The 26,020-nt window shown below is 71.8% G+C and carries 25 protein-coding genes; 10 read left to right on the top strand and 15 right to left on the bottom strand.

The window, feature by feature from the left end:
• Window positions 1–21 precede the first annotated feature (21 nt).
• On the top strand, window positions 22–336 hold the full coding sequence (locus tag AC3ETA_RS14910) for a PASTA domain-containing protein (protein WP_432193363.1): 315 nt from the start codon (window positions 22–24) through the stop codon (window positions 334–336).
• A 9-nt stretch (window positions 337–345) separates the two neighbouring features.
• Here the strand turns inward: AC3ETA_RS14910 and AC3ETA_RS14905 are convergent, their stop codons facing one another.
• From AC3ETA_RS14905 to AC3ETA_RS14890, 4 genes are read right to left on the bottom strand one after another with little or no spacing between them, the layout of a single operon-like run.
• Entirely contained in the window at window positions 346–1,041 is a 696-nt protein-coding gene (locus AC3ETA_RS14905) for a demethylmenaquinone methyltransferase (RefSeq protein WP_432193362.1), read from the bottom strand.
• Window positions 1,038–2,495, bottom strand: coding sequence for an acyltransferase family protein (locus AC3ETA_RS14900; RefSeq protein WP_432193361.1), 1,458 nt, complete (start codon window positions 2,493–2,495; stop codon window positions 1,038–1,040). The genes AC3ETA_RS14905 and AC3ETA_RS14900 overlap by 4 nt, the downstream gene beginning before the upstream one ends.
• Window positions 2,492–4,771 (bottom strand): bifunctional polysaccharide deacetylase/glycosyltransferase family 2 protein, encoded by a 2,280-nt coding sequence (locus AC3ETA_RS14895; RefSeq protein WP_432193360.1) that lies wholly within the window; start codon window positions 4,769–4,771, stop codon window positions 2,492–2,494. Before AC3ETA_RS14895 ends, AC3ETA_RS14900 begins: the two co-directional genes overlap by 4 nt.
• 19 nt (window positions 4,772–4,790) lie before the next feature.
• Window positions 4,791–5,105 (bottom strand): hypothetical protein, encoded by a 315-nt coding sequence (locus tag AC3ETA_RS14890; protein WP_432193359.1) that lies wholly within the window; start codon window positions 5,103–5,105, stop codon window positions 4,791–4,793.
• 225 nt (window positions 5,106–5,330) lie between these two features.
• Here AC3ETA_RS14890 and AC3ETA_RS14885 point away from each other — a divergent pair, with 225 nt between their 5' ends.
• Window positions 5,331–6,356, top strand: coding sequence for a chitinase (locus AC3ETA_RS14885; protein WP_432193358.1), 1,026 nt, complete (start codon window positions 5,331–5,333; stop codon window positions 6,354–6,356).
• 105 nt (window positions 6,357–6,461) lie between these two features.
• Here the strand turns inward: AC3ETA_RS14885 and AC3ETA_RS14880 are convergent, their stop codons facing one another.
• The 5 genes from AC3ETA_RS14880 to AC3ETA_RS14860 form a co-directional block, all read right to left on the bottom strand.
• Window positions 6,462–7,067: a hypothetical protein gene (locus AC3ETA_RS14880; protein WP_432193357.1), complete on the bottom strand. Its 606-nt coding sequence runs from the start codon at window positions 7,065–7,067 to the stop codon at window positions 6,462–6,464.
• Between the two features lie 7 nt (window positions 7,068–7,074).
• A complete protein-coding gene (gene mqnC / locus AC3ETA_RS14875) occupies window positions 7,075–8,274 on the bottom strand; it encodes a cyclic dehypoxanthinyl futalosine synthase (RefSeq protein ID WP_432193356.1) in 1,200 nt (399 codons plus the stop codon).
• Between the two features lie 141 nt (window positions 8,275–8,415).
• The gene (locus AC3ETA_RS14870) at window positions 8,416–9,147 is read right to left on the bottom strand and encodes a prepilin peptidase (RefSeq protein WP_432193355.1); all 732 of its coding nucleotides are present in this window, start codon (window positions 9,145–9,147) and stop codon (window positions 8,416–8,418) included.
• Window positions 9,148–9,160: 13 nt separating this feature from the next.
• Entirely contained in the window at window positions 9,161–10,966 is a 1,806-nt protein-coding gene (locus AC3ETA_RS14865) for a serine/threonine-protein kinase (protein WP_432193354.1), read from the bottom strand.
• Between the two features lie 60 nt (window positions 10,967–11,026).
• Entirely contained in the window at window positions 11,027–11,875 is an 849-nt protein-coding gene (locus tag AC3ETA_RS14860) for a menaquinone biosynthetic enzyme MqnA/MqnD family protein (protein ID WP_380853716.1), read from the bottom strand.
• Window positions 11,876–12,232: 357 nt separating this feature from the next.
• Between AC3ETA_RS14860 and AC3ETA_RS14855 the strand changes: the two genes are divergently transcribed.
• Window positions 12,233–12,436, top strand: a complete 204-nt coding sequence (locus tag AC3ETA_RS14855; RefSeq protein WP_003992177.1) for a cold-shock protein — start codon at window positions 12,233–12,235, stop codon at window positions 12,434–12,436.
• Between the two features lie 93 nt (window positions 12,437–12,529).
• On the opposite strand, the gene AC3ETA_RS14850 is transcribed toward AC3ETA_RS14855, so the two are convergent.
• Window positions 12,530–13,078, bottom strand: a complete 549-nt coding sequence (locus AC3ETA_RS14850; RefSeq protein ID WP_150500494.1) for a helix-turn-helix domain-containing protein — start codon at window positions 13,076–13,078, stop codon at window positions 12,530–12,532.
• A gap of 106 nt (window positions 13,079–13,184) precedes the next feature.
• On the opposite strand from AC3ETA_RS14850, the gene AC3ETA_RS14845 reads away from it, so the two are divergent.
• From AC3ETA_RS14845 to AC3ETA_RS14830, 4 genes are all read left to right on the top strand, one after another.
• Window positions 13,185–13,847: an AzlC family ABC transporter permease gene (locus tag AC3ETA_RS14845; RefSeq protein WP_432193353.1), complete on the top strand. Its 663-nt coding sequence runs from the start codon at window positions 13,185–13,187 to the stop codon at window positions 13,845–13,847.
• On the top strand, window positions 13,844–14,158 hold the full coding sequence (locus AC3ETA_RS14840) for an AzlD domain-containing protein (protein ID WP_432193352.1): 315 nt from the start codon (window positions 13,844–13,846) through the stop codon (window positions 14,156–14,158). The genes AC3ETA_RS14845 and AC3ETA_RS14840 overlap by 4 nt, the downstream gene beginning before the upstream one ends.
• 25 nt (window positions 14,159–14,183) lie before the next feature.
• Window positions 14,184–14,444: a glycine zipper domain-containing protein gene (locus AC3ETA_RS14835; RefSeq protein WP_432193351.1), complete on the top strand. Its 261-nt coding sequence runs from the start codon at window positions 14,184–14,186 to the stop codon at window positions 14,442–14,444.
• A gap of 141 nt (window positions 14,445–14,585) precedes the next feature.
• The gene (locus tag AC3ETA_RS14830; protein WP_432193350.1) at window positions 14,586–15,233 is read left to right on the top strand and encodes a class I SAM-dependent DNA methyltransferase; all 648 of its coding nucleotides are present in this window, start codon (window positions 14,586–14,588) and stop codon (window positions 15,231–15,233) included.
• 6 nt (window positions 15,234–15,239) lie between these two features.
• Here the strand turns inward: AC3ETA_RS14830 and kstD are convergent, their stop codons facing one another.
• Window positions 15,240–17,012, bottom strand: coding sequence for a 3-oxosteroid 1-dehydrogenase (kstD, locus tag AC3ETA_RS14825; RefSeq protein WP_432193349.1), 1,773 nt, complete (start codon window positions 17,010–17,012; stop codon window positions 15,240–15,242).
• 278 nt (window positions 17,013–17,290) lie between these two features.
• Between kstD and AC3ETA_RS14820 the strand changes: the two genes are divergently transcribed.
• A complete protein-coding gene (locus tag AC3ETA_RS14820; protein WP_432193348.1) occupies window positions 17,291–18,178 on the top strand; it encodes a LysR family transcriptional regulator in 888 nt (295 codons plus the stop codon).
• On the opposite strand, the gene AC3ETA_RS14815 is transcribed toward AC3ETA_RS14820, so the two are convergent.
• From AC3ETA_RS14815 to AC3ETA_RS14805, 3 genes are all read right to left on the bottom strand, one after another.
• Window positions 18,179–19,315, bottom strand: a complete 1,137-nt coding sequence (locus AC3ETA_RS14815) for a sugar ABC transporter substrate-binding protein (RefSeq protein ID WP_432193347.1) — start codon at window positions 19,313–19,315, stop codon at window positions 18,179–18,181. It lies immediately after the preceding gene.
• 181 nt (window positions 19,316–19,496) lie between these two features.
• On the bottom strand, window positions 19,497–21,425 hold the full coding sequence (locus AC3ETA_RS14810; protein WP_432193346.1) for an AMP-dependent synthetase/ligase: 1,929 nt from the start codon (window positions 21,423–21,425) through the stop codon (window positions 19,497–19,499).
• A gap of 236 nt (window positions 21,426–21,661) precedes the next feature.
• A complete protein-coding gene (locus AC3ETA_RS14805) occupies window positions 21,662–23,104 on the bottom strand; it encodes an acetyl-CoA C-acetyltransferase (RefSeq protein ID WP_432193345.1) in 1,443 nt (480 codons plus the stop codon).
• An 86-nt stretch (window positions 23,105–23,190) separates the two neighbouring features.
• Here AC3ETA_RS14805 and AC3ETA_RS14800 point away from each other — a divergent pair, with 86 nt between their 5' ends.
• Together AC3ETA_RS14800 and AC3ETA_RS14795 are read left to right on the top strand one after the other, a co-directional pair.
• On the top strand, window positions 23,191–24,486 hold the full coding sequence (locus AC3ETA_RS14800) for a 3-oxoacyl-ACP reductase (protein WP_432193344.1): 1,296 nt from the start codon (window positions 23,191–23,193) through the stop codon (window positions 24,484–24,486).
• Window positions 24,486–25,337 carry a MaoC family dehydratase gene (locus AC3ETA_RS14795; RefSeq protein WP_432193343.1) on the top strand — a complete coding sequence of 284 codons (852 nt, stop codon included), beginning with the start codon at window positions 24,486–24,488 and terminating at the stop codon, window positions 25,335–25,337. The genes AC3ETA_RS14800 and AC3ETA_RS14795 overlap by 1 nt, the downstream gene beginning before the upstream one ends.
• On the opposite strand, the gene AC3ETA_RS14790 is transcribed toward AC3ETA_RS14795, so the two are convergent.
• Window positions 25,319–26,020, bottom strand: coding sequence for a TetR/AcrR family transcriptional regulator (locus AC3ETA_RS14790; protein WP_432193342.1), 702 nt, complete (start codon window positions 26,018–26,020; stop codon window positions 25,319–25,321). The genes AC3ETA_RS14795 and AC3ETA_RS14790 overlap by 19 nt on opposite strands.

Here is a 26,020-nt window from a genome sequence, read left to right as displayed (position 1 = left end):
ATAACACCCAAAACGCCCGAGGTGCGAGTTCCGAGACTCGTCGGACTGATGGCCATGGATGCGCGCGAGGCAGCGAAGTCGCACGGCCTCGTCCTGAACACACCGGACCGGCCGGACTTCCATCTCACCGTCGTCGACTACGTCGTACGCCAGTATCCCCAGCCCGGAGCCGAGGTGCCGCGGGACTCGATGGTCTACATCTGGTTCGACTTCGGCGAGGGCGAGGGCGGCGGAGGCATACGCGAGCCGCGCATACCGCGACCGCCCTCGGGTGGACTCAGGCGCGAGCTCGACGAGCCCGGAGAGGACTCGTACCCCGTGGTCAGCTCGGCCTGAACCCGGCGTTCAGTCCTGCTTGAAGCCCCGGTGCAGGGCCACGACCCCGCCCGTCAGGTTCCGCCACGCCACCTTCGACCAGCCCGCCTTGCGCAGCCGCTCGGCCAGGGCCGGCTGGTCGGGCCAGGCGCGGATGGACTCGGCGAGGTAGACGTACGCGTCGGGGTTCGAGGACACCGAGCGCGCGACCGCCGGCAGGGCGCGCATCAGGTACTCGGTGTAGACCGTGCGGAAGGGCGCCCAGGTCGGGTGCGAGAACTCGCAGATCACGACCCGGCCGCCGGGCTTCGTCACCCGGTACATCTCACGCAGCGCGGCGTCGAAGTCCTGGACGTTGCGCAGCCCGAAGGAGATCGTCACGGCGTCGAAGGTGTCGTCCTTGAACGGCAGCCTCGTCGCGTCCCCCGCGGTGAACGGCAGCCAGGTGTGCTTGCGCTTGCCGACCTGGAGCATGCCGAGCGAGAAGTCGCAGGGGACGACGTAGGCTCCGGTCCGCGCGAACGGCAGCGAGGAGGTGGCCGTGCCGGCGGCCAGGTCGAGGATCTTCTGCGCCGGGCGGGCGTCGACGGCCTTCGCGACCTCCCCCCGCCATCTGCGGTCCTGGCCGAGCGACAGCACGTCGTTGGTCAGGTCGTACCGTTCCGCCACGTTGTCGAACATCGAGGCGACTTCGTGCGGCTGCTTGTCCAGGGATGCGCGGGTCACGGGCCCATTGTGGCAGTACGGCCCCACGGGCTCGCAGGACGGCCTCCGGGGAGGAGCGTCGGCTTCTTCTTCCCGGCCACGTCCTCCACCCAGCCGCACAGCAGCACGAAGACGGCGATCAGGATCCAGCCGACGCCGAACAGGAACCACTGGCTCTCCAGCGGCAGGTAGGTCGCGAACGCGGGCACGTTCCAGAACCGGTCGATCAGCGGGACGGCGAGGATCAGGGCGATCTCGTGCCACAGATAGATCGTCACCGCGCGGGCGTTGAAGATCGTGACGATCCGGTCGGTCCGCCGGAAGCGGGTCAGCCATGCGAAGTCGATCCCGAAGTACGACTTCGCCCACATCAGGAGCGTCACGTACCCGGCCGACCACAGGGCCTGCGCGAGCGGGATGTCGTCCAGGTCGTACGAGCCGGTCCCGGCCCGGTGCGTGCAGGCGTACCAGCCGGCGAAGCCGATGGCGGCGAGCGACAGGACGGCCACGGCGAATGGCCTCAGGCGGGCCAGTACCCCGTCGCGGTGCGCGAAGCCGAGGATCCAGCAGAACAGGAAGGTGGCCAGGTCGGTCAGCGCGCTGCCGAGGCGGTCGTCCGGCGGCTCCCACAGGAAGTGGAGGACGAGGACCGGGGCCAGGGAGAGCAGCAGCACCGGCACCGGGGCCAGCCGGAAGATCTTCAGCAGCAGCGGGGAGAGCAGTACGAACCACAGGTACGTCCGCAGGTACCAGAGGATCTCCCAGGCCTGCTCGGCCCACGCGCTGCCCGGCGGGTCGCCCAGCGGCACGATCCAGTAGACGATCTGCCGGCCCGGCATCCAGCCGTGGATCAGCATCGCCACGACCACGAAGAAGCCCCAGAACCAGAAGGGCGGCAGCAGCCGGCGCAGCCGGCCGCGGACCACCTTCGGCGCGGGGCGCTCCAGGGACTTCGCCATGAGGGTGCCGGCGAGGGCGAACATGATCCCCATCGAGGGAAAGACCATGCCCGCCCAGGGCCACCCGAAGGTGTGGTAGGTGACGACGCGGATCAGGGCGACGGCACGCAGGGAGTCGAAGTAGCGGTCGCGGCCCGGGGGCCGAGGCGGAGGCTTCTCCTCCTCCGCCTCGGCGGCTGCGGGAGGCGCCGGAGCCAGGGGCTGCGGCGCCGGTTCCTGCTGCGCGTCGGCCGGGTACCCGTACTCCTGACCGTACCCCTGCCGGTACGTCGGCTGCTCGTACGGCTGCGGATCCGCGGGCACCGGCCCGTACGGCTGCGGATCCGCGGGCACCGGCCCGTACGGCTGCGGATCCGCGGGCACCGGCCCGTACGGCTGCGGATCCGCGGGCACCGGCCCGTACGGCTGCGGGTACGCGGGCACCGGCCCGTACGGCTGCGGATACGCAGGCTGCGCGCAGGGTTCCTGCCAGTATCCCGGCTGCCGCGGATAACCCGGCTGCCGCTCCCAGCTCATCGGCCCGCCCCCGTCGGCGTTCCGACCTCGCCGGTGCGCTTCAGCTTCTGCCAGCGCAGCCGGCCGCCCGTCAGCGCCGTGATGCAGGAGTGGATCAGTACGAGGTACATCATCTGGCGGTAGGCCAGCTGCTGGAGCGGCATCATCAGCAGATAGCGGTACTTCTCGCGGTCCAGGCGGAAGGCATACGCCGCGCACAGCAGTTGCACCGCCAGCACCGCGAGCCAGGCCAGCAGCGCCGCACGGAAGTCGACGAAGATCATCGAGTAGACGGTGAAGACGTCGATGAGCGGAGCGAAGACCGGCGTGACGATCTGGAAGATCACCACGAGCGGCATGCCGACCCGGCCGAAGCGCCCCGAGGGCCCCTTGTCCGTCAGCGACCCGCGGTGCTTCCACAGCGCCTGCATGGTGCCGTACGACCACCGGTAGCGCTGCGACCACAGCTGCGCCGGCGAGCCGGGTGCCTCGGTCCAGGCGCGCGCGTGCTCCTGGTAGACGACCCGCCAGCCCGCCCGGTGCATCGCGATGGTGATGTCGGTGTCCTCGGCGAGGGTGTCCTCGCTCATGCCGCCGACCTCCAGGACCGCCTCGCGGCGGAACGCGCCGATCGCGCCGGGGATGGTCGGCATACAGCGCAGCAGGTCGTACATGCGCCGGTCGAGGTTGAAGCCCATCACGTACTCGATGTGCTGCCAGGCACCGATCACGGTGTTGCGGTTGCCGACCTTGGCGTTGCCGGCGACCGCGCCGACCCCGGGGTCGGCGAAGGGCTGCACCAGCTGCCGTACGGTGTCCGGCTCGAAGACCGTGTCGCCGTCCATCATCACGACGATGTCGTGACTGGCGCTGCGCACACCGTTGTTCAGCGCGGCGGGCTTGCCCGCGTTCTCCTGGCGGATGACGCGGACGTTGGTCATGCCGAGCTCACGGGCGGCGGCGCGGGCGATCTCGGACGTGCCGTCCGTCGAGCCGTCGTCGACCACGACGATCTCGATCGGATGGGTGCTGCGCGCCAGCGACTTGAGGGTGTTGGCGATGCACTCCTTCTCGTTGTACGCCGGGACGATCACGCTCACCGGTTGCCGGACCGGCGGTCCCCAGCCGAACCGGCGCCTGTTGCGCTGCCGGTGGTGGCGCCGGGCGAGGATCAGCATCATCCCGAAGCGGCCCATGACGGCGACGCCGACGACGAGAAGGCCGACCGACAGCGCCGGCACCGTCCATTCGGCGACCGCCACCGCCCCGATCAGGGCCTTGCCTTCGTAGAGGGTCGCGCCGGTGGCCGTACGGTGGGCGGCCTGCAGGTTCGAGGTGCCGGACCCGGTGCCGGCCGCGCCGATCTGCCCGTTCGGACCGCCCTGCCCCTGCTGCGCCCGACCGCCGCTCGCCGCTTCCTCCTTCTGGAGGGCGCCGCTGATCGTGGTGAAGGTGTACCCCTGCGCCCGCATCTTCTCGATGTACTCCGGCAGCGCCTTGATCGTCTGCGAACGCTCGCCGCCCGCGTCGTGGAAGAGGACGGACGCGCCCTCGCCGTCGTCCGGAGTGGCCCACTTGACGATCTTCGAGACGCCGGGCCGCTTCCAGTCGTCGCTGTCGGTGTCGACGAAGACGCTCGTGTAGCCGTCCTCGCCGAGCTTCTTGTAGACGGGCCAGCTGTAGTTGTCGATGGCGTCCGTCTGCGACGAGTACGGCGCCCGGAACAGCGTCGTCGTGATACCGGCGGCGCCCGCCAGCGCGAGCTGCGTCTGCTGCATCTCGCGGTTGACGCGGGCGTCGCTCTGATAGGAGAGGTCGACGTGGGTGAAGGTGTGGATGCCCACCTCGTTGCCCGCTTCCACCATGTCCGCGACGATCGACGGATAGCGCGAGACCATCGAGCCGACCACGAAGAACGTGGCAGGGATGTCGTACTTCTTCAGGATCGCCAGGACCTGCGGTGTCCAGGTGGGGTTGGGGCCGTCGTCGAAGGTGAGCGCGATCGTCTTGTCCGGCACCGAGACGGTGGTGGCCCGGCCGCCCCGGAACGTGAGGATCGGGCCGCCGTCGAGGACCTTGTCCGGAACCTTGCCGGAGCTCGCCCCTGTGCGCACGCGCTGGTCGCCGCCGACCTCGGCGCGCAGATAGCCGTCGAGCAGCATCACGCTGGTCAGCGCGAGCAGCAGCAGCCCGGCGAGGATCACCCGGGGCTTTTGCAGGGCCGCGGCCTTGCCGGCCGCCCGCTCGATGCGGGTGGGGGCGCGGCGGCGGCGACGTGAAGGCGTCGTCGTGGTCATGAGTGGGGCTGCGCTCCGGTCAGTTCGCGGACGCGTCGGCGGACGGGGCGGCGGACGCGGACGGGGCGGGGGCGCCCGAGGGCGGCGCGGTCGGGGTACCGCTGGGCGGGGCGAGGGGGGTGCCGCGGCCGCCCTGGGGCACATTGCCCGGGCCCGTGCCGCCGGGGCCGCCCTGGCCGTTCGCGAAGGGCAGCAGCTCGGACGGGCTCAGCGAGGTGCCGACGCCCATGAAGGCCATGCCCAGCACCACCGCGTAGCCGAGACAGGCGACTCCGAGCAGGATGCCGAGGCGCCGCAGCAGCTTGGAGCGGCGTCCGGAGTTGTCGACGAACACGGGCCCCTCTGCGGACCCGTTACCGCGTTTGCGGCGACGACCGCGTACACGCCGTTCGGCGGCGTGTTTTTCGATGGCAGGCTCGGAATGCATTCCCCGGATGTTAGGGAGCCTTTATGTGCCCACGGCTCTCTTTCCATGTGAGACGGCCATGAGAAAAGTCCGGGCCTGTCCTTTGCCTGAGAATTTGGACGACTGGCCCCAGAAGATGAGAGATTTGCCGGCATGCATACGTACCGAGGGAAGTCGGCGGCCTGTCTCATATGCGTGTTCGCGCTGGCGGTCACGGGGTGCTCCGCGGGCTCCGGCGGCACCGCGGACGCGGCGCCTGCGACGCCGTCACGGGCCGGGGCGTCGCCCTCCAAGAGCGCCTCGCCGGGCACGTCGTACGCGCCCTACGTCAGCGCCACCGGGGCCTCCGCCAACGACTCCGCCGGTTCCCCGGCGACGTACAACCTGGCCTTCGTCATCGCGGACGGGAACGACTGCACGCCGAAGTGGAACGGCACCACCGCCCTCTCCGACGCGGCGGTGAAGTCCCGTGTCTCCAGGCTGACTCAGGGCGGCGCCTCGGTCCGCGTCTCCTTCGGCGGGGCCTCCGGCGAGGAGCTGGCCGCGAGTTGCGACAGCGCCTCCGAGCTGGCGCGGGCGTACGGGAAGGCGCTGGACGCGGCGGGTTCCTCGCAGGCCGACTTCGACATCGAGGGCGAGGGGTTGACCGACTCCGACTCGGTGGACCTGCGGTCGGAGGCGATCGCCCTGCTCCAGAAGGAGCGTGACGACCTGGAGGTCTCCTTCACGCTGCCGGTGATGCCGACCGGGCTGGACGACGGCGGCGTGGCGCTGCTGGAGTCCGCGAACGAACACGACGTCCAGGTCTCCACCGTGAACATCATGACGATGAATTACGGCGAGTCGTACGACGGCGACATGGGGGACTACGCTCTCACGTCGGCGAAGGCCACGCATTCCCAGCTGAAGGAGATTTTCGGTACGTCGGACGCCACCGCGTGGAAGGCGATGGCGTTGACCTCGATGCTCGGTAAGAACGACGTGGACAACGAGACGTTCACGCTCGACGACGCGGCACAGGTACGCAAGTTCGCCGACGAAAAGGGGATCGGGTGGGTGTCCATGTGGGCGACGTTCCGGGATCAGCAGTGCGGTGCCGACTCCGATGACGACGAGTTGACCCAGTGCAGTGGGGTGGATCAGGAGAGCGGGGCGTTCGGGGAGGCGTTCTCGGGATGAGCCAGGGGCTTCGGTCGTGGGCGTAGTGCGGTCGTTCATGGTTAATCGCACGAGCCGGCCGCGGCGGCACTCGCTCTCGCAGGTCCCCGCGCCCCCAAGCGCCCTTCAGCGCCGTCGATAGAGCAGTCGGCCGTCCACCACCGTCGCCACGCACGTCCCCGCGCCCCGCTCCGCGAGCTCGGCCTCGTCCCGTACGTCGAAGAAGGCGAACCGCGCTGCGCGGTCGCGCTCCCTCGGCTCGGCGAACTCCACCGGGATTCCTGAGGCGTACGGATCGAGGGCCGGCGTGCCGCCCGGGCGGCCGGTCCTTCCCATGACCGCCAGCCCCGAGCGGTGCACGGCGTCGCGCACCGCGCGGTTGCGCAGTTCCTCGCAGGCCGCGCGGACCGTGCCGTGCGCCAGCATCCGCTGCACCCCGCGCCGGGCGCTCGCGCCCCAGCGGGCGTCGTCCATGGCGAGGGCCGCCAGCGCGTCGCCGGTCAGCGGCTCGGTGCCCAGTTCGCCGGCCTCGCGCGGATCGGGGTGGTACGCCTGCTCCAGCAGCTCGTTGCCGTGGAGGTTGATCAGGCCGGGCGTGAGGATGCCCGGCCACTGCCGCACCCGGGCGCCCGGATGAGCGGCGACCAGGCCCTCCAACTGCCCCGCGCCGGCGACCCACGCGCCCTTGACGGCGAGCGCCCGCCCCCTGGAGTCCGCGTGGATCGTCAGCACGGGTACGTCAGTTGGAGGCGAGGATCTTCAGCTCGGGGTGAGCCGTGCCGCCCGCGATCGCGGTGGACGAGATGTGGGACACGACCCGCTCGTCGACCGGGTCGTTCGCCGGGTCGTCGTGGACGACGAGGTGCTGGTACGTGGTGCTCCGCTGGGCGGGGACACGGCCCGCCGTGCGGATCATGTCGATCATTTCCTGGAGGTTGGAGCGGTGCTTGGCACCGGCCGCCGAGACGACGTTCTCCTCCAGCATGACCGAGCCGAGGTCGTCGGCTCCGTAGTGCAGCGTGAGCTGGCCCGCGTCCTGGCCGGTGGTCAGCCAGGAGCCCTGGATGTGGGCGATGTTGTCCATGAAGAGCCGGGAGATCGCGATCATCCGCAGGTACTCGAAGATCGTGGCCTGGGTGCGGCCCTTCAGGTGGTTGTTCATCGGCTGGTAGAGGTACGGGATGAAGGCCCGGAAGCCGCCGGTGCGGTCCTGGACGTCCCGGATCATCCGCAGGTGCTCGATGCGCTCGGCGTTGGTCTCGCCGGTCCCCATCAGCATGGTGGAGGTGGACTCCACGCCCAGCCTGTGCGCGGTCTCCATGATCTCCAGCCAGCGCTCACCGCTCTCCTTCAGCGGGGCGATGGCCTTGCGCGGGCGCGCGGGCAGCAGTTCGGCGCCGGCGCCCGCGAAGGAGTCGAGTCCGGCCTCGTGGATCCGGGTGATGGCCTCCTCGACCGTCACACCGGAGATCCGGGCCATGTGCTCGACCTCGCTCGCCCCCAGGCTGTGGATGACGAGCTGCGGGAAGTCCTTCTTGATGGCCGCGAAGTGCTTCTCGTAGTACTCCACGCCGAAGTCCGGGTGGTGGCCGCCCTGGAACATGATCTGGGTGCCGCCGAGTTCGACGGTCTCGGCGCAGCGCCGCAGGATGTCGTCCAGGTCGCGGGTCCAGCCCTTGGCCGTGTCCTTCGGCGGGGCGTAGAAGGCGCAGAACTTGCACGCCGTGACGCACACGTTCGTGTAGTTGATGTTGCGCTCGATGATGTACGTCGCGATGTGCTCGGTGCCCGCGTACCGGCGGCGGCGTACGGCGTCGGCGGCGGCGCCCAGCGCGTGCAGCGGGGCGTCGCGGTACAGGTCCAGCGCCTCGTCGGGTGTGATGCGCCCACCCGCGGCGGCACGGTCGAGGACGGACTGGAGGTCGGCCTTCTCGGTCACCGGGGTGTCCCTTTCGTCAAGGAATCAGGGGGAGGGCGCGAAGCGCTCCGGACAAGGGTGGTGGTGGGCGACGGGTGGGCGGATCCACCTTGTCGGCAGCGGACCGAACCAGCCTACGCCAGGCCGTTCGGCGCACGGACGTCAGGCCGCGTAGGCCCCGATCAGCAGTCCCGCGAGGGCCCCGCCGAGCAGGAACGGCCCGAACGCCATCGCCGACCTGCGCCCGGCCCGCCGCAGCGCGACGAGCCCCCAGCCGTACGCCGCCCCGAACAGGAACCCGGCGAACGTACCGAGCATCACGGTCGGCCACCCGTACCAGCCGAGCGCCGCCCCGACCCCGAGCGCGAGCTTCACATCGCCGAACCCCATGCCGCCGGGGTTGATCAGGTGCAGCGCGTAGTACCCGGCGCCCAGCGCGAGCGCGCCCCACACGGCCGTCGGCCAGTCGCCGGTGTGCTCGGGGACGAGCGCGACCAGGCCGAGCAGCCCGAGCGCGGCGCCGGCCAGGGAGAGCGTCAGCGGGTTCGGCAGTCGCCGTACCCGGAGGTCCACCACCGTGAGCAGCACGCCGACCGGCGCCAGCAGCAGCCAGACGCCCAGTTCGGGGCGGGTGCCGGTGGCGGCGGCGAGGGCGGCGCAGACCACGGCGGTCGCGGTGGCGGGCGCGGCGCCGCCGGAGCCGTACGAGGTGCCCGCCCCGCACCGCGCGCACCGGGCCCTGCCGAGCCAGCCCGGTATCGGATGTCCGGCGGGGCAGTGCCGCCGCCACCCCTCCTCGTCCGGCGCGGAGAACCGGTAGGCGGCCCGGGGCAGGAGCAGTCCTGCCGCCAGGCCCCAGAGCGCGGCGACGACGACCACGGCGAATGTGCTCACTCCCAGGGGCCCGTCACGGCTGCACCTTCGACAGGCGTGCCTCGGGATTGCCCTCGTCGTCGCTCTCCGACCGGTACACCAGGTCGTCGCCGGCCGGTGTGATCCGGACGGTGTGCGGGGCCGGGTTGCAGCCGCCGTGGTTCGACTTGCGGCCCACGGACGTCACCACGAGCTCCTTCGCCGAGGCCTTCTTCAGGGTCAGTACGTCGTTGCAGGCACCGCCGAGCAGGTCGGTCTGCCGGAGGGTGCCCACCTCGTCGCCGACGTCGGCCTTGTGCACGGTGAGCCGGAAGGTGCCGGCCGGCAACGCGCCGTCCAGGACGGTGGCCTTGCCCTCCCAGGTGCCGAGGTAGCGGTCCGGCACGGCGCTCCCGGCCGGGGCGTCGGACTCTTGGGGCGCCTGGGACGACGCGGCTCCGGTGTCCCCGCTCGCGGAGTCCTTCTCCCCGCCGGGCAGCAGCTCGAACACGAACACCGACCCCACGGTCACGGCCGCCAGCGCACCCGCGACGGCCAGCGCCACCGTGCAGCTCATCCGCCGCCCACGGCCGCCCTCCCCGGGCGTCGAGGACGCGGCGACGGAGACGGCGAGCTTGCCGGGCCGGCGCTCGGAACCGGGGACGGCGTCCTGCGGGGGCGGCGCGTCACGCGGTTCCGGCACGGCAGCGGGCGGTACGGACCCCGGCGTGAAAGGCGTGGAAGGCGTGGGCGTGGCAGGCGTGGGCGTGGCAGGCGTCGGCGTGGCAGGCATCGGCGTGGCAGGCATCGGCGTGGCAGGCATCGGCGTGGCAGGACCCCCCATCACCGGCGGCGGGCCGAACTCCCCCACCGTCGCCCGCCCGGCCGCCGCACCGCCGGTCGTCGCCTCCACCGCCCCCACGGAAGGCAGGTCGAAGCGCACCGGCCCCGATGAGACGTCCTCCGCCGCCTCCAGATTCAGCAGCCGCACCGCACCGCGGCTGACCTGCTCCACCAGCGGTCCCGGTAGCCAGCCGCCCGCGACCAGACGGGCCGCGCCCTGCGGAGCCAGGCGCCGGGCCACCTGACCGGGTGCGGGCCGGGCGCCCGGATCCTTCACCAGGCAGGCCGCCACCAGCTCCCGCAACTCACCGTCCAGCGCGTCGAGTTCGGGCTCCTCGTGGACGACCTTGTAGAGGAGTGCCGCCGAGGAGTCCCCGGAGAACGGCGGTTTCCCGGTCGCCGCGTACGCCAGCACGGCACCCAGCGAGAAGACGTCCGCCGCGCCCGTGGCCCCCTTGCCGAGGATCTGCTCGGGCGACATGTAGCCCGGGGAGCCGATCGAGACGCCGGTCGACGTCAGGGACGCGGTGCCGTCCATGGCGCGGGCGATGCCGAAGTCGATGAGCAGGGGTCCGTCCAGGGTCAGCAGGACGTTCGAGGGCTTCACGTCCCGGTGCACCAGGCCCAGTTCGTGCACCGCCGCCAGCGCCTCCGCGAGACCGGCACCGAGCGCCCGTACCGAATGGGGCGGCAACGCGCCCGAGTCCGCGACGGCGGACGTCAGCGAGGGACCGGCCGCGTACGCCGTGGCGACCCACGGCACGGGCGCCTCCGGATCGGCGTCCAGGACGGGCGCCGTCCACGCGCCGCCCACCCGGCGGGCCGCCTCCACCTCCCGGCGGAAGCGGGCGCGGAACTCCTCGTCGAGGGCGAAGTGCGGGTGCACGATCTTGACGGCGACCGTACGGCCGCCCGCGCTGCGCCCCAGGTACACCCGCCCCATGCCGCCGGAACCGAGCCGGCCGAGCAGCCGGTACGGTCCGACGACCGTGGGCTCGTCAACTCCGAGCGGCTGCATCCGCGTCCATCCCTCCCCCGTAGGAACCGTCAGCAGATTAGTGCGGAATCACCGTGTGCTTTACGGCTGGAGCAGATCCACCTTCACATCCGCCGGAAATCCGGTGGTCGGCCCCACCCTTCGCGCGAACTCCGCGACCGCGGCCAGCTGCGGGCCGCCGAACCGGAAATCGAGGGTGGTGAAGTACCGCTCCAGGACCCGCTCGTCGAATGCCTCCCAGCGGGCCGCCTGCTCGGCGACCTTGCTCACCTCCACCAGGGAGAGGTTGCGGGAGTCGAGGAACGCCTCGTGGACCTGGCGGGTGATGACCGGTTCGCGCTCCAGATAGTCCCGGCGCGCCGCCCAGACGGCGAAGACGAAGGGCAGACCGGTCCACTCCTTCCACAGCGCGCCGAGGTCGTGCACCTCCAGGCCGTAGCGGGGCCCGTCCAGCAGGTTCGCCCGCAGCGCCGCGTCCCCGATGAGTACGGCGGCCTCCGCCTCCTGCATCATCAGGCTGAGGTCGGGCGGGCAGGTGTAGTAGTCGGGCTGGACGCCGTAGCGCTCGGCGAGCAGCAACTGGGCCAGCCGGACCGAGGTGCGCGAGGTCGAGCCGAGTGCGACGCGGGCGCCGTCCAGTTCGTCCAGCGGGACCTGCGAGACGATCACGCAGGACATCACCGGTCCGTCGCAGCCGACGGCGATGTCGGGAAAGGCGACCAGGTCGTCGGCGTTGCGCAGGAACTCGACCAGGGTGATCGGGCCGATGTCGAGGTCACCGCGCACCAGCCGCTCGCTCAGCTTCTCGGGGGTGTCCTTGGTGAGCTCGAAGTCGAGCAGGGTGCCCGTTCTCGCGAGCCCCCAGTAAAGGGGCAGGCAGTTCAGGAACTGGATGTGGCCTACGCGCGGCCGGGTGCGAGAATTGTCCACATCGCGAGACTAGACCCCATGAGGTAGCGTGCAGCCTTCAGGGTAGTGACACCCTCGTCACAACCTCCCTTCACCCGAGTGTCGGATTCGCACCGTCACCGCATCGGTCTTCGGTCCCGTCAACATGAAACGGACCTTCAAACGTCCGAGTGACGTGATCTTGGCCTCTATTGCTTTCGGCTGCCTGCGTGCTAGGCTCGCCGCAAGTTGCAGTTTGGTTTCCCTTGCAGTACAGAGCCTGCGGAGCATGTAACCGCGGGCTCTCGTCGTTTTCAGACGTATGCAGTTGTGCGGCACTTTGTTTTCACACTTGCAGGGTTCTGGAGCAGGGCAACCCTTTGGGCCCAAGGAGGGCTTATGGCTACCGGAACCGTGAAGTGGTTCAACGCCGAAAAGGGCTTTGGCTTCATCGCCCAGGAAGGCGGCGGCCCCGACGTCTTCGTTCACTACTCCGCGATCAACGCGAGCGGCTTCCGTTCGCTGGAGGAGAACCAGCAGGTCTCCTTCGACGTGACCCAGGGCCCGAAGGGCCCGCAGGCGGAGAACGTCACCCCCGTCTGATCATTCGGTCTCGGAGCCTGGTGCTTTGATCCGGAACAGATAGCAGTACCCAAGGAGCCCCGTGCCGCAAGGCGACGGGGCTCCTGCCTTTGCTCAGATGTGCTGCATGACCAGCACGAACGTCGTCCCGGGCGCGAGCGCGCCGTAGGAGTGCGGCACATCCCCGCGGTACGACATGTAGTCGCCGGGACCGAGCTCGGCCTCGTCGCCCCGGGGGCCCGCCTTCACCCGGCCCGTGCTGACGATCAGATGCTCCACGGTCCCCGGAATGTGCGGATCCGACTCCCGGGGCGGGCCCGGCTCCGCGCTCAGGTGGTAGATGTCCCGGCGCGCGCCGGGCGGGCTGGCGGAGAGCAGGGTGGCCACGAAGTCCGCCCGCTCCGAGGCGACCGTGGGCCCTTCCCCCGCCCGGATCACCTGCACGGCCGGTGCCGGCGGCTCCACCAGCACGCTGAACGGCACACCGAGCGCGACACCCAGTGCCCACAGCGTCTCCACGCTGGGGTTACCGCCGCCCGCCTCCAGCTGGGACAGCGTGGACTTCGCGATCCCCGCCCGCTTGGCCAGCTCCGACAGCGACAGCCCGGCCCGGGTGCGCTCGCGGCGCAGGGCGACGGCGATCCACGCGAGGGGCTCGCTCATCCGGTTCACTTCCCGTCGTTCGCTCTACAGGTACGTTCGTTCGTCTTGACGAACGCCCGTTCACTTGTTCATTCTGGGAAACATGCGTTCGCTACTCCGAACACCGATGATGGCACCTCTGGTCCGCGACAGTGCGCTCGTCTGGCTGGCGAGCGGTGTCGTCGGCGTCTCCTTCGGTGCGATCTCGGTGGCCGGCGGGCTGCCGGTCTGGGTGCCGGTGGCGATGTCGCTGATCGTGTACGCGGGCTCGGCGCAGTTCAGCGCGGTCGGCGTGCTGCTGGCCGGCGGCGGGCCGCTCGCCGCGGCGGCCACCGGGCTGCTGCTGAACACGCGCACGGCGGCCTTCAGCCTCGCCGTCGCCGACGTCCTCGGCGGCCGGAGCCGGCTCGCCCGCCTCCTCGGCGCCCACCTCGTCACCGACGAGACGGTGGCCTTCACGCTCGCCCAGCCCGATCCCGTACGGCGCCGGGCTGCGTTCTGGGTGAACGGGCTCGGCCTGTTCGCCGCCTGGAACACCGGTGTCCTGGCCGGTGCGCTGGCCGGAACCGCGCTCGGCGACACGGCGAAGTACGGCCTCGACGCCGCCTTCCCGGCCGTGCTGGTGGCACTGGTCCTGCCCACCCTGCGCACGGACGCCCGCATCCGCCGGTGCGCGCTGCTCGGCGCCGCGTCGGCACTGGCCGTGACACCGGCCGTCCCCGCGGGGGTACCGGTGCTGCTGGCGCTGGCCGGGCTGGTCCGGTACGGCCGCAAGGAGGTGGCGGCGTGAGTGCCACGGTCGCCGTGATCCTGGTGCTGGCGGTGGGGACGTACGCCTTCCGGCTCGTCGGTCCGGCGCTGCACGGGCGGGTCGAACTGCCGGACCGGGTGCAGGAGTTGCTGTCGGCCGCCGCGGTGGTGCTGCTGGTGGCGCTGCTGGCGACGGGGGCGCTGACGGAGGGCGGCGGCTTCGCGGGGTGGGCGCGGCCGGCCGGGGTGCTGGTCGGGGGCGTCCTCGCGTGGCGGCGGGCGCCGTTCCCGGTCGTGGTGCTGGGGGCGGCCGGGGCCGCGGCGCTGCTGCGGGCGGCGGGCCTGGCCTGAGCTGCCCGCGTGCGAAAATCGCCGGATGACCCGCGGAGACGAGAACGAGCACGAGGAAGAGGGCGGTTCCCCCGCCGACAGCGAACCCGCGAGGAACCTGTCCATCGGGCTGGCCCTCGGCATCGGCATCGGCATCGGCATCGGCCTGGTATTCGGGCTGATCGTCCTCGACAACCTGGCGCTCGGGCTTGCCCTGGGGATGTGCCTGGGTGTCGCCGTCGGCAGCGCGATCGGGGCCGGCTTGACGCGGGGCGACGGCGAGCAGGCGCAGAGGGGCGCCGAGTAGTCGAGGGCTGCCGGGATTCCCGGTGCGGACAGCTGCTCGCGCCGTGGCCGGCGGCGGCTCTCGCCAGGACCACCCGGCCGGGTCGGCGTCGTTCGCCGAGGCCGGCGGCCCTGTCAGTGCCGTTCGCTAGCGTCCCGCGCCATGACCGACTCCGACTTCCTGAACACCACCCGCACCTTCTACGACGCCATCGCCGAGGACTACGCGGTCCTCTTCCAGGACGAGCTCGCGAACAGGCCCCTGGAGCGGGCGGTCCTGACACTGTTCGCCGAACTCGTCGACGGGGACGGGCCGGTGGCCGACCTGGGCTGCGGACCGGGCCGGACGACGGCACGCCTCGCCGCGCTGGGGCTGGACGTGTTCGGGGTCGATCTGTCGGAGTCGATGCTCACGATCGCCCGCCGTGAGAACCCGGAGCTGCGGTTCGAGCAGGGCTCGATGCTGGAGCTGGACCTGCCCGACGGCACGCTGGCGGGCGCGCTGTCCTTCTACTCCTCCATCCACACCCCCGTGGACCGACTGCCCGCGCTGTTCGCCGAGTTCCACCGGGTGCTGGCCCCGGGCGCGCCGCTGCTCGTCGCCTTCCAGGCCGGCGACGAACACCGGCATCACGACCGGCCCTTCGGCCACCCGGTCGCGCTCACCTTCCAGCGGCGGCGGCCGGAGCACATCGCCGGGCTGCTGACGGCGGCAGGCTTCGCCCTCGTCTCCCGGACCGTCCGCGAACCCGATCCGGCGCTGGACGAGACCTCGCAGCAGGCGTTCCTGATCGCCAGGAAACCCGGGTAGCCATCGCTACGGACTCCCGGCGATGTCCTTCGCCGCGATGTACCCGAAGGTCATCGCCGGGCCGATCGTCGAGCCCGCGCCCGCGTAGCTGTGCCCCATGACGGCCGCGCTCGCGTTGCCCGCCGCGTACAGGCCCCGGATGACCGAGCCGTCCTCCCGCAGCACCCGGGCGCGGGCGTCGGTGAGGAGGCCGCCCTTGGTGCCGAGGTCGCCGGGGACGATCCGGAAGGCGTGGTACGGGGGCAGCCAGAGGGGGGCCAGACAGGAGTTGGGCAGCACGGACGGGTCCGTGTAGTAGTGGTCGTAGGCGCTGTCGCCCCGGTGGAAGTCGGGGTCCTTCCCTTTCAGGGCCTGCGAGTTGAAGCGGTCCACCGTGGTGCGCAGGGCCGTCGCCGGGACGCCGATCGAGGCGGCGAGCGCGTCCAGCGTCCAGGCCTTGTGCGCGGCGCCCGAGTCGTACCAGGCGGCCGGGAAGGGCAGCGTCGGCAGGACGTCCCTGAAGAGGTAGCGGTTGCGGTAGTGCTGGTCGACGATCAGCCAGGACGGGATGGCCGGGCTGGTGTCGTGGACGTCGTACATGGTGTGGACGACGTCGCTGTAGGGGGCGGCCTCGTTGACGAAGCGGGCGCCGGCCGCGTTGACCAGCAGCCCGCCGGGGAGGGTGCGTTCGGCCAGACAGAAGTACGGCCGGCCGGGGACCGGGATCGCCGGGCCCCACCAGGCGTCGTCCATGAGGCCGAGCGCGGCGCCCAGCCGGTGTCCGGCCCGAATGCCGTCGCCGGTGTTCTCCTTCGCGCCGACCGTCCAGTCCGTGCCGATGGGCTGACGCTGGTACTGCGCGCGCATCGCCGCGTTGTGCTCGAAGCCGCCCGAACCGACGATCACGCCGCGGCGGGCGCGGACCAGGCCCGGACCGCCGTCCTTCGTGACGACCGCCCCGCTCACGGCGCCGTCCTCGACGTACAGGTCGGTCAGCGGTGTGCCGAGCCACACGGGCACACCGGCCGAGCGCAGCCCGAGCCGTAGCCCGGCCGCCAGCGACTGCCCCATGGTCAGCGGCTTCTCCCCGCGCAGGGCGGCCGCCGTACCGCGTGCCAGGCACTGGGTGGCCACGGCGGCGCCCCTGGCGTTCACCGCGGCCAGGGCCAGCCACTTGTAGTCGGCGCTGAAGACGACCATGCCGGCCGGCACGTCCATGTACGGCGGGTTCAGGTGTGCCAGCTCGGCGCCCAGGAGGTTGCCGTCGAGCTGGTCGGGTTCGATGGAACGGCCGTTCGGCAGGCCCCCGGGCAGCTCGGGGTAGTAGTCGCTGTACCCCTCCATCCAGCGGAAACGCAGGGGGCTGCGGGCCATGACGAGGGAGAGCATCGCCGGGCCGTGGGCGAGGAAGGCCCGCTGCCGGTCCTCGGGCACGTCCGGTCCGACGACGGCGGAGAGATAGGCGGCGGCCTTCGCGGGGGTGTCCGGCACGCCCGCCGCGAGGAGCACGGAGTTGTTGGGGATCCAGATCCCGGCACCGGACCGGGCGGCGGACCCGCCGAAGGTGGGCGCCTTCTCCAGCACCACACAGCTCAGGCCCTGCGCCGCGGCGGTGAGGGCGGCGGTCATGCCGGCCGCGCCCGAGCCGACGACCACGACGTCGTACGTGCCGAGGAGCGGCACGTCGGCCGCCCGCGCGGTCTGCTGGGAGGCCGCCGTGAGCCCGAGGGCGGTGGCGGCCGTGCCCGCGGCACCGGCGGCGAGGACGTGTCTTCGGGAAGGGTGCGCGCTGGTGGTCATGAGGGCAGCTCCCGCCTGGACGACTCCACATTTCTGAGGGTGTGTCAGAAATGCGAATGTGACGCGGATGCCTTGTGAAGTCAAGCGCAAAGCAACGGAGTTGAAGCTCTCCGTCGCTCGTGTTGGGTCGGCACCCGCTCCCTCCCCGCCATGGTCCGGACTCCGACGGGGGCGAGGAGCGGGTTGCCGCCCGGGCCCTTAAAGGATCGTCGTCGATCGGGCAAAGCCCAGTCAATCCTTGGGATCTGTGGCCTCACCCAAGCATTGACTTGGATGTCATGACCCTTGATGACCTGCGGGTGTTCGTGGCCGTGTGCCGGGCCGGGAGTCTCAGCTCGGTGGCGCGGGAGCTGGGCTGCACCCAGTCGGCCGTGAGCCAGCACGTGAAGCGGCTGGAGCGGGAGACCGGTGTCGTCCTGCTGGAGCGCCAGCCCCGGGGAGTGGTACCGACACAGGCGGGCCGGGTGCTGGAGACGGCGGCCGCGGAGGGGATATCCGGGCTGGATCTGGCGGTACGGCAGCTGCGGGACCTGCTCGACGGCGAGAGCGGGTACGTGCGGGTGGCGACGGGGGCGACGACCGTACGGCACTTCATGTCGGAGGCGGTGGTCGCGTACCGGCGCCGGCATCCCCGGGTCAACCTGGAGTTCCGTACGGTCAGTTCGGGCCGGGGCAGCCTCGACGCGCTGGCCGACGGCACGCTCGACCTGGCCTGGATCACCCTCGGGCCACCGGTGCGCGGCATCGAGCAGCGGCCGGTGGTGGAGCTGCCGTGGGTGCTGGCGGTACGGGCCGACGACCCGCTGGCGGAGCGGCCGTGCATCGACGCCGCCGACCTGGCGGGCGTACGGCTGATCCGGCTGCCGCCGAACTCCGCGTCGGCCGCTCATCTGGACGCCGCCTGCGCCGAGTCGGGCGTCCGGTTCGCGCAGGACACCAGCGTCGCCGACTGGGACACGGCACTGCTGCTGGCCGAGCTGGGGGTCGGGCGGGCGGTCGTACCCGCGCTGCCGGGGCTTGCGGTCCCCGGCAGCGGCGACCTGCGGCTGCTCCCGGTGCCCGCGCTGCGGCCGCTGCCGGTCGGCTGGGCCGTGCGCCGGTGGGACGCGCTCAGCCCGCCGGCCAGGGCGTTCGCGGACCTCGTGGAGAGCTGCCGCCGGGGCTGACTAGTTCAGGCCTATCCGGTCGCAGTCCGCCTTGTACTCCGGGGTGCAGATCTGGTCGACGGTGTAGACGCCGTCCTTGACCACCGTCTCCTCGATGTTGGCCTGCGTCAGGGCGATCACCGCCACCAGCTGGGCCGGAATGTCGTCCTGGGTGGGGCTGTCGACGGAGTCCTGGGTCAGCGAGTCGAACTCGAGGTCGCGGCCCTGCACCCGGTACACGGCCATCTTCGCGGCGTTGGTCGCCTCCAGCAGGAAGGGCTTGTACACCGTCATGAACTGCTCGCCCGAGACGATCCGCTGCACCGCGTCCAGGTTCGCGTCCTGCCCCGTCACCGGCGGGATCGTGCTCGCGCCGGCCTCCTTGAGCGCGTCGATCACGGCCCCGGCCATGCCGTCGTTCGCCGAGTAGACGGCGCCGATCGATCCGACCCCGACGGCGGCGATCGCCTTCTGCATGTTGGCCTTGGCGGCCTCGGGCGACCACTTGTCGGTGTCGTACTTCTTGACGATGTTCACCGCGCCGTCGAGCTCCGTGAGGGCGCCCTTCTTGAAGCGGCCGGTGTTCGGGTCGGCCGGGTCGCCGTTCATCATGACGACCTTGCTGCTCGCGGCCTTGTCGCCGAGTTCCTCCACGAGGGAACGGCCCTGCACCTCGCCGACGAGTTCGTTGTCGTGGGAGACGTAGGCGTCGACGGGTCCCTCGGCGAGGCGGTCGTAGGCGATGACGGGGATGCCCGCGTCCTTCGACTTCTGCACCTGCGGGGCGATGGCCTTGGCGTCCACCGCGTCCACCAGGACGACGTCGACCTTGTCGTCGATCATCTGCTGGAACTGCTCGCTCTGCTTCTCCGCGCTCGCCTCGGCATTGGCGTAGACGACCTTGCCCTTGTCGTCGGTGAGGTTGCCGACCTCCTTCTCGATGAGCGGATAGTCGAACTTCTCGAAGCGTGCGGTCTCCTTGTCGGGCAGCAGCAGCCCCACCGTGATGTCGTCACCCTTCTCCGGCGAGGCCGAGCTGTCACCGCCCCCGATGCCGTCGATGACGCCGCAGGCGGTGAGCGACATCGCCGAGGCGGAGGCGACGAGGGCTGTGCCGATACGGCGTACGGCGGAGGTACGGGGGGTGCGAGCGTTCACTGCTGGGCCTTCCGAGCGGAGGAGCGTCGTTGCTACCCGGGTGGCGGTAGCCAACGCGGACAGGGCATGTCACGTCAAGCGGTTGTCGTAACGAGACGGCAACCGTTCGTCCTGTGCGGCCCCTGCCCGCCGCTCGGGCGATCACCCGCTCACGGCCGCCTCGGGATCCGCGCCCGCGGCGTCACTTCGCATACAGCCCCTCCACCTCCCCCGCGAAGTCCCGCATCACCGCGTCCCGTCGGAGCTTCATCGACGGCGTCAGGTGGCCGTCCAGCTCCGTGAAGTCCGTCGGCAGGATCGCGAAGCGGCGGATGGACTCCGGGCGGGAGACCAGCTTGTTGGCCTCGTCGATCGCGCGTTGCAGGATCGCCCTCAGCTCCGCGTCGTCCACGAGGAGTTCGGCCGGGACGGAGTGTTTGCCGTTCATCCGGCGCCAGTGGGTGACGCCGTCCATGTCCAGGGTGATCAGCGCGGAGACGTAGGGGCGGCGGTCGCCCAGGACCATGCACTGGGAGATCAGCGGGTGCGAGCGCAGCCAGTTCTCCAGCGGTGCCGGGGCCACGCTCTTGCCGCCCGCGGTGATGAGGAGTTCCTTCTTGCGGCCGGTGATCGTCAGATAGCCGTCGTCGTCCAGGGCACCGATGTCCCCGGTCGGCAGCCAGCCGTCCGCCGCCGCCGGGACGACACCGCCGGCGGCCGGGTCCCAGTAGCCGCGCAGCACCTGGTCGCCGGAGACGAGGATCTCGCCGTCGGCGGCGATCCGGACGCGGGTGCCGGGCAGCGGCCAGCCGACGGTGCCCAGGCGGGGCTTGAGCGGTGGCGTCACGGTCGCGGCGGCGGTCGTCTCCGTGAGGCCGTAACCCTCGTAGATCTCGATGCCCGCCCCGGCGTAGAAGGCGGCCAGGCGCCGGCCGAGCGGGGAGCCGCCGCAGATCGCGTACCGCACGCGGCCGCCCATCGCGTTGCGGATACGGCGGTAGACCAGGGGGTCGTAGAAGGCGCGGGCGGTCTTGAGGGCCGCGTTCGGGCCGCCGCCGGTCCCGGACGCGCGGGCCTGAAGCGCCTCGCCGTAGCGCTCGGCGACCGACGCCGCGCGGTCGAAGGAGGAGACTCGGCCGCCCGTCTCGGCCTTGGCGCGGGCGGAGTTGAAGACCTTCTCCAGCATGTAGGGGATGGTCAGCAGACACGTCGGGCGAAACGCCGCGAGGTCCGGCAGCAGATCCTGTGCCTTCAGGCTCGGCGCGTGGCCGAGGCGCACCCTGGCCCGTACGCAGGCCACCGCCACCATCCGGCCGAAGACGTGCGACATCGGCAGGAACAGCAGCACCGACGCCTCTTCGCTGGTCCGCGTCTTGAAGATGGGGTAGAGCAGCTCGATGGCGTTGTCGACCTCGGCGAAGAAGTTGCTGTGGCTCAGCGCGCAGCCCTTGGGGCGGCCGGTGGTGCCGGAGGTGTAGATGAGGGTCGCCAGCGTGTCCGGCACCAGCATGCCCCGCCGTACGGCCACCTCCCCGTCGGGCTGCTGCGCGCCGGCCTCCGCGAGCCGGTCGACATGGCCCTTCTCCATCACCCACATGTGACGCAGGTCGGGCACCCGGTCCAGCTCGGGGCCGAGCGCGGCCGCCTGGCCCGCGGTCTCGGTGACCAGGGCCACCGCGCCGGAGTCCTGGAGGATCCAGCGGGTCTGGAAGACGGAGGAGGTGGGATAGACCGGGACCGTCACGAGGCCGGCCGCCCATGCGGCGAAGTCGAGCAGCGTCCACTCGTAGCAGGTGCGGGCCATGACGGCGATCCGGTCCCCGGGCACCAGGCCCTCGCCGATCAGCCCCTTCGCCACCTGCTGCACCTGTGCGGCGAACTGAGCCGCCGTCACGTCCGTCCACTGCCCGTCCGCGCCCCTGCGGCTGAGGACCACGGCGCCGGGAGCCGCGTCCGCGTTGTCGAACGGCAGGTCCGCGAGCGAGCCGTGGGTGACCGGCGGCGCGAACGGCGGCACGTACGCCTCCCGTACGACGCCGTCCAACCGCCTCGTCTCCGGCTGTACCAGTTTCGGTCCCGGGGCGTCGTCATAGGCGGCCGAGGGGGCGAAGGACGGAAGCGAGGTGGACACGGGCGGCTCCTGCGACGGGCTTGCAGCGAGGAAGTCTGCTTGCTGCATGACGTACGTGCCTCGCGCACCTTGGCGTTCACCTGCGGAGGCCTGCGGAAAGGGGTTACCGCTGGTTAGGCAGGAGATCGTACGGCTCGCGCGTGTGGAGGTTGTGCGGGTTCGGCGGTGATCCGGAGCCGGGTATGTGCAACCTCGGGGTTTATGTGAGGGGCGCTCAGCTTCGTCTCACCCGATCCTTACGTTCGCTCCAGGATCGCCGTCACCCCCTGGCCGCCGGCCGCGCAGACCGAGATCAGACCGCGCCCCGAACCGCCGTTCTCCGCCAGCGACTTGGCGAGCGTCGCCACGATACGGGCCCCGGTCGCCGCGAAGGGGTGGCCGGTCGCCAGGGACGAGCCGTTGACGTTCAGCCGGGCACGGTCCACGGTGGCGAGCCCGCGCCTCTCCCACGCCGCCAGCGTGGCCAGCACCTGGGAGGCGAAGGCCTCGTGGATCTCCACGAACCCGAAGTCGGCGAGGCCGAGTCCGGCCCGCTCCAGCATGCGCGGGACGGCGTACGCCGGCGCCATCAGCAACCCGTCCTCGCCGCCCGCCGCATCACCGTGCACGAAGTCCACGGCCGCCGTCTCCTGGGCGGTGAGGTAGGCCAGCGGCCGCAGCCCCCGGCGCTCGGCCCACTCCTCGCTCGCCAGCAGCACCACCGCCGCCCCGTCCGTCAGCGGCGTCGAGTTGCCCGCCGTCATCGTCGGGTGGTCCCCGTCCAGGCCGAACACCGGCTGCAGCGCGGCAAGTTGCTCCGGCGTCGAGCCGGGGCGCAGGTTCTGGTCCCTCTCCAGCCCCCGGAAGGGCACGACCAGGTCCTCGAAGAAGCCGCGTTCGTACGCCGCCGCGAGCCGCTGGTGGCTCGCCGCCGCCAACTCGTCCTGGGCCTCGCGGGTGACGCCCCACGCGCGTGCCGTGACGGCGGCGTGCTCGCCCATGGAGAGCTTCGTGCGCGGCTCGGCGTTGCGGGGGACGTCCGGGACGAGGTGGGAGGGCCGCACCTGAGCGAGTGCCTTGACCCGGCCGCCGAGCGACTTGGCCCGCCGCGCCTCCAACAGGATGCGCCGCAGGCGGTCGTTGACGCCGAGGGGTGCGTCGCTGGCCGTGTCGGCGCCGCCCGCGATCGCCGCGTCCGTCTGACCGAGCGCGATCTTGTTGGCGGCGGCGACGACGGCCTGGAGGCCGGTGCCGCAGGCCTGCTGGATGTCGTAGGCGGGTGTGCGCGAGTCCAGCTTCGAGCCGAGGACGGTCTCGCGGGCGAGGTTGAAGTCACGGCTGTGCTTGAGGACGGCCCCGGCCACGAACTCGCCGACGGCGCCCGGGTCGCCGAGTCCGTACCGCTCGACCAGGCCGTCGAGGGCGGCCGTGAGCATGTCCTGGTTGGACGCGGTGGCGTACGGGCCGTCGGAGCGGGCGAAGGGGATGCGGGTGCCGCCGATGACCGCGACGCGCCGGACCGCCGGGGCCGGCACTGCGCTCTTGCCGGAACTCGCACCCGAGCTCCCACCGGGGCTCGCCCCGGAGCCGTCGCCGGGGCTCGTCCCGGCGCTCTCGCCGGGGCCCGTCCCGGCGCTCTCGCTGGAGCTCGTCACGGCGCTCTCGCTGGAGCTCGTCCCGGCGCTCTCGCTGGGGCTCATCTCCACCCACTCCTCACGTCCAGCACGGGATTACCTCCGGTAACCTTACTCCAGAGTCAGTTCCGGAGCGCACCTGGGAGTCGCACATGGCCGACCGCTATCTGAGCTTCACCGGCACCGCACCCGGCCGCTTTCTCACGCGCCGCCTGGGCCTGCCCCGGCCCGCGTCACTGAAACGGTTCTCGCCCGAGCGGCCCGCGCTCCGGGGCGACCGGCTGCTCCGCACGGCCGGCAAGTCGGACCTCGACCTCGCCGCGACGGGACTGGGCCTGACGGCTTCCTCCGAGCACCCGGCGGCCGTCCTGCTGGACGCCACGGGAGTGCGGGACGTCGAGACGCTCGCCGAGGTGCACGCGGCCCTGCATCCGGTCGTGCGGTCGGTGGCGCACAGCGGCCGGATCGTCGTCCTCGGCGCGCCCCTCGACCCCGCCGACCATCACCAGGCCGCCGCCCAGCAGGCCCTGGAGGGCTTCACGCGCTCGCTCGGCAAGGAGATCGGGCGCGGCAGGACCGTGAACCTGGTCCGGCTGACGGACGCACACGCCGCCGCGTCGACCCTCGCCTTCCTCCTCTCCCCCAAGTCGGCCTACGTCAGCGGCCAGGTCGTCGAGGTCGGCCCGCAGGACGTCACCGCGCCCGCGGACCCCGAGCGTCCCCTCACCGGCCGCACCGCCCTGGTCACCGGCGGCGCGCGCGGCATCGGCGAGGCGGTCGCCGAGACGCTGGCCAGGGACGGCGCCCGGATCGTCGTACTGGACGTGCCGCGGGCCGAGCAGGACGCGCGGCGGGTGGCCGACCGACTCGGCGGCACCGCGCTCGCGCTGGACATCACCGCCGACGACGCCGGGGCGCGGATCGCGGCCGCGCTGCCCGACGGGCTGGACCTCCTCGTCCACAACGCCGGCATCACCCGGGACCGTCGGCTGGTCAACATGCCCGCCGAGCACTGGAGTTCGGTGCTCGACGTGAACCTCGCGAGCGTGCTGCGCACGACGGACACGCTGCTGGCGGGCGGGACGCTGCGCGAGGGCGGCCGGATCGTGGCGACGGCCTCCATCGCGGGGCTGGCGGGCAACGCCGGGCAGACCAACTACGGCGCGAGCAAGGCGGGCGTGGTCGGTCTGGTCCGCACCCTGGCGCCGCGGGCGCTCGCCGAGCACGGGGTGACCGTGAACGCGGTCGCGCCCGGCTTCATCGAGACGACGATGACCGCCGCGATCCCCCTGTTCCTCCGGGAGGCGGGCCGGCGCATGAACTCCCTCGGGCAGGGCGGGCTGCCGGCCGACGTCGCCGAGACGACCGCCTGGCTGGCGCACCCCGCGTCGGGCGCGGTCAACGGCCAGGTCGTCCGGGTGTGCGGCCAGAGTCTGCTGGGGGCCTGATGACGACCGTCCTGACCGGCACCCCCTCGCTTCCCGCCCTGCTCGCCCGGGGCGCGGTGCTCTCCGCCTTCAAACGACCGCGCCCCGACGCCGAGTTCCCCCGCACCCGGCTCGTGCTGCCCGGCGTACGTGTCGACCTTGCGCGTCTGGCCGCGTACGAGCGGGTGTGCGGCTTCGCGACCGGCGCCGACGCGCTGCCCCTCACCTATCCGCACGTCCTCGGCTTTCCGCTGGCCATGCGGCTGATGAGCGAGCGGGCGTTCCCGCTGCCGCTGCTCGGGCTCGTCCACACCTGCATCGAGGTCACCCGGCACAGGGCGATGCCCGCGACCGGCGCCTACGAGATCGGCGTGCACATCGACCGGCTGGCGGCGCACCGCCGGGGCACGGAGGCCGTGGTGGTCACCGAGGTGCGGTCGGGCGAGGACGTCGTGTGGGAGTCGACGAGCAGGTACCTCGCCCGGCACCGCACGCATGGCACGGAAGCCGGTGCGCCGGTCCTGCAGTCCGAGGAGCCGAAGCCGCTCCCGGCGGTCGCCGAGTGGCGCATCGCCGGGGACGTCGGACGCCGCTACGGCGCCGCCTCCGGTGACCGCAACCCCATCCACCTGCACGCCCTCACCGCCCGCCTGTTCGGCTTCCCGCGCGCCATCGCGCACGGCATGTGGACGGTGGCCCGCTGTCTCGCCGCCCATGGCGCACCGGACGCGGTGCGGGTACGGGCCGGCTTCCGGGCGCCGGTGCTGCTGCCCGGGACGGTGACGTACGCCGCGCAGGGCGGGCGGTTCGCACTGCGCGGCGGGGACGACCGCGTCCATCTGACCGGGGAGGTCTATCCGCTCACCTCGTGAGCGGCCTCCGGCGGTGTCCAGGGCCGGCCGTCCATGAGGTTGCCCAGGCCGGCCCACGCGAAGTTCATGAGCGTGGCCGCCGCCTGCCGCGCGCTCACGCCCGGCGTGGTGTTGGCCCAGTCGGCGAGCGACTCCGCGGCGCCCACCAGGGCTTCGGCGATCCCGGCGACCTCGCTCGCCGGGAGGTCGGGGTCGATGGGGGTCGCCCCTGCTCGAACGCAGCTGAGAGCTTGAGGGAGGGCCTCGCGGGCGGCCACGACGATCAGCTGCGTCACGAAGTCGACGATCTCCGCGCGCATCGCGGCGACCTCGGTCGCGAACGGCTCGCCGTGGGTGCGGGCCTGGAGGTGCAGCACGGACCAGGCGTCCGGGTAGTGCGAGGTGTGGGTGAAGAACGCCCGCAGTCCGTCCCAGAGCTGGCGGTCGGCGGGCAGCTCGGTCCGCACACCGCCGCGCACGGCCGCGATCAGTGCGGCCGCCTCGCGCCGGATGCAGGCGGTGAAGAGGTCTTCCTTGGAGTTCAGGTACAGGTAGACCAACGGCTTGGAGACGCCCGCGAGTTCGGCTATCTCGTCCATCGACGCGGCCATGTACCCGCGCCTGCCGAAGGTCCGCACGGCGGCGTCCAGCATCTGCTGCTCACGGACGGCCCGCGGCATCCGTTTGGTCTTCACGGCACCCAT

It is taken from the genome of Streptomyces sp. bgisy027, assembly GCF_057710365.1.
This window is presented reverse-complemented; position numbering and strand designations above follow the sequence as displayed.

Excerpts from the sequence above, each read along its gene's own strand:
- AC3ETA_RS14900 (WP_432193361.1), bottom strand. The coding sequence starts at position 2,495 with ATGAGCTGGGAGCGGCAGCCGGGTTATCCGCGGCAGCCGGGATACTGG.
- AC3ETA_RS14895 (WP_432193360.1), bottom strand. The coding sequence starts at position 4,771 with ATGACCACGACGACGCCTTCACGTCGCCGCCGCCGCGCCCCCACCCGC.
- AC3ETA_RS14885 (WP_432193358.1), top strand. The coding sequence starts at position 5,331 with ATGCATACGTACCGAGGGAAGTCGGCGGCCTGTCTCATATGCGTGTTC.
- AC3ETA_RS14865 (WP_432193354.1), bottom strand. The coding sequence starts at position 10,966 with ATGCAGCCGCTCGGAGTTGACGAGCCCACGGTCGTCGGACCGTACCGG.
- AC3ETA_RS14855 (WP_003992177.1), top strand. The coding sequence starts at position 12,233 with ATGGCTACCGGAACCGTGAAGTGGTTCAACGCCGAAAAGGGCTTTGGC.
- AC3ETA_RS14850 (WP_150500494.1), bottom strand. The coding sequence starts at position 13,078 with ATGAGCGAGCCCCTCGCGTGGATCGCCGTCGCCCTGCGCCGCGAGCGC.
- AC3ETA_RS14845 (WP_432193353.1), top strand. The coding sequence starts at position 13,185 with ATGATGGCACCTCTGGTCCGCGACAGTGCGCTCGTCTGGCTGGCGAGC.
- AC3ETA_RS14835 (WP_432193351.1), top strand. The coding sequence starts at position 14,184 with ATGACCCGCGGAGACGAGAACGAGCACGAGGAAGAGGGCGGTTCCCCC.
- AC3ETA_RS14830 (WP_432193350.1), top strand. The coding sequence starts at position 14,586 with ATGACCGACTCCGACTTCCTGAACACCACCCGCACCTTCTACGACGCC.
- kstD (WP_432193349.1), bottom strand. The coding sequence starts at position 17,012 with ATGACCACCAGCGCGCACCCTTCCCGAAGACACGTCCTCGCCGCCGGT.
- AC3ETA_RS14820 (WP_432193348.1), top strand. The coding sequence starts at position 17,291 with ATGACCCTTGATGACCTGCGGGTGTTCGTGGCCGTGTGCCGGGCCGGG.
- AC3ETA_RS14805 (WP_432193345.1), bottom strand. The coding sequence starts at position 23,104 with ATGAGCCCCAGCGAGAGCGCCGGGACGAGCTCCAGCGAGAGCGCCGTG.
- AC3ETA_RS14800 (WP_432193344.1), top strand. The coding sequence starts at position 23,191 with ATGGCCGACCGCTATCTGAGCTTCACCGGCACCGCACCCGGCCGCTTT.
- AC3ETA_RS14795 (WP_432193343.1), top strand. The coding sequence starts at position 24,486 with ATGACGACCGTCCTGACCGGCACCCCCTCGCTTCCCGCCCTGCTCGCC.
- AC3ETA_RS14790 (WP_432193342.1), bottom strand. The coding sequence starts at position 26,020 with ATGGGTGCCGTGAAGACCAAACGGATGCCGCGGGCCGTCCGTGAGCAG.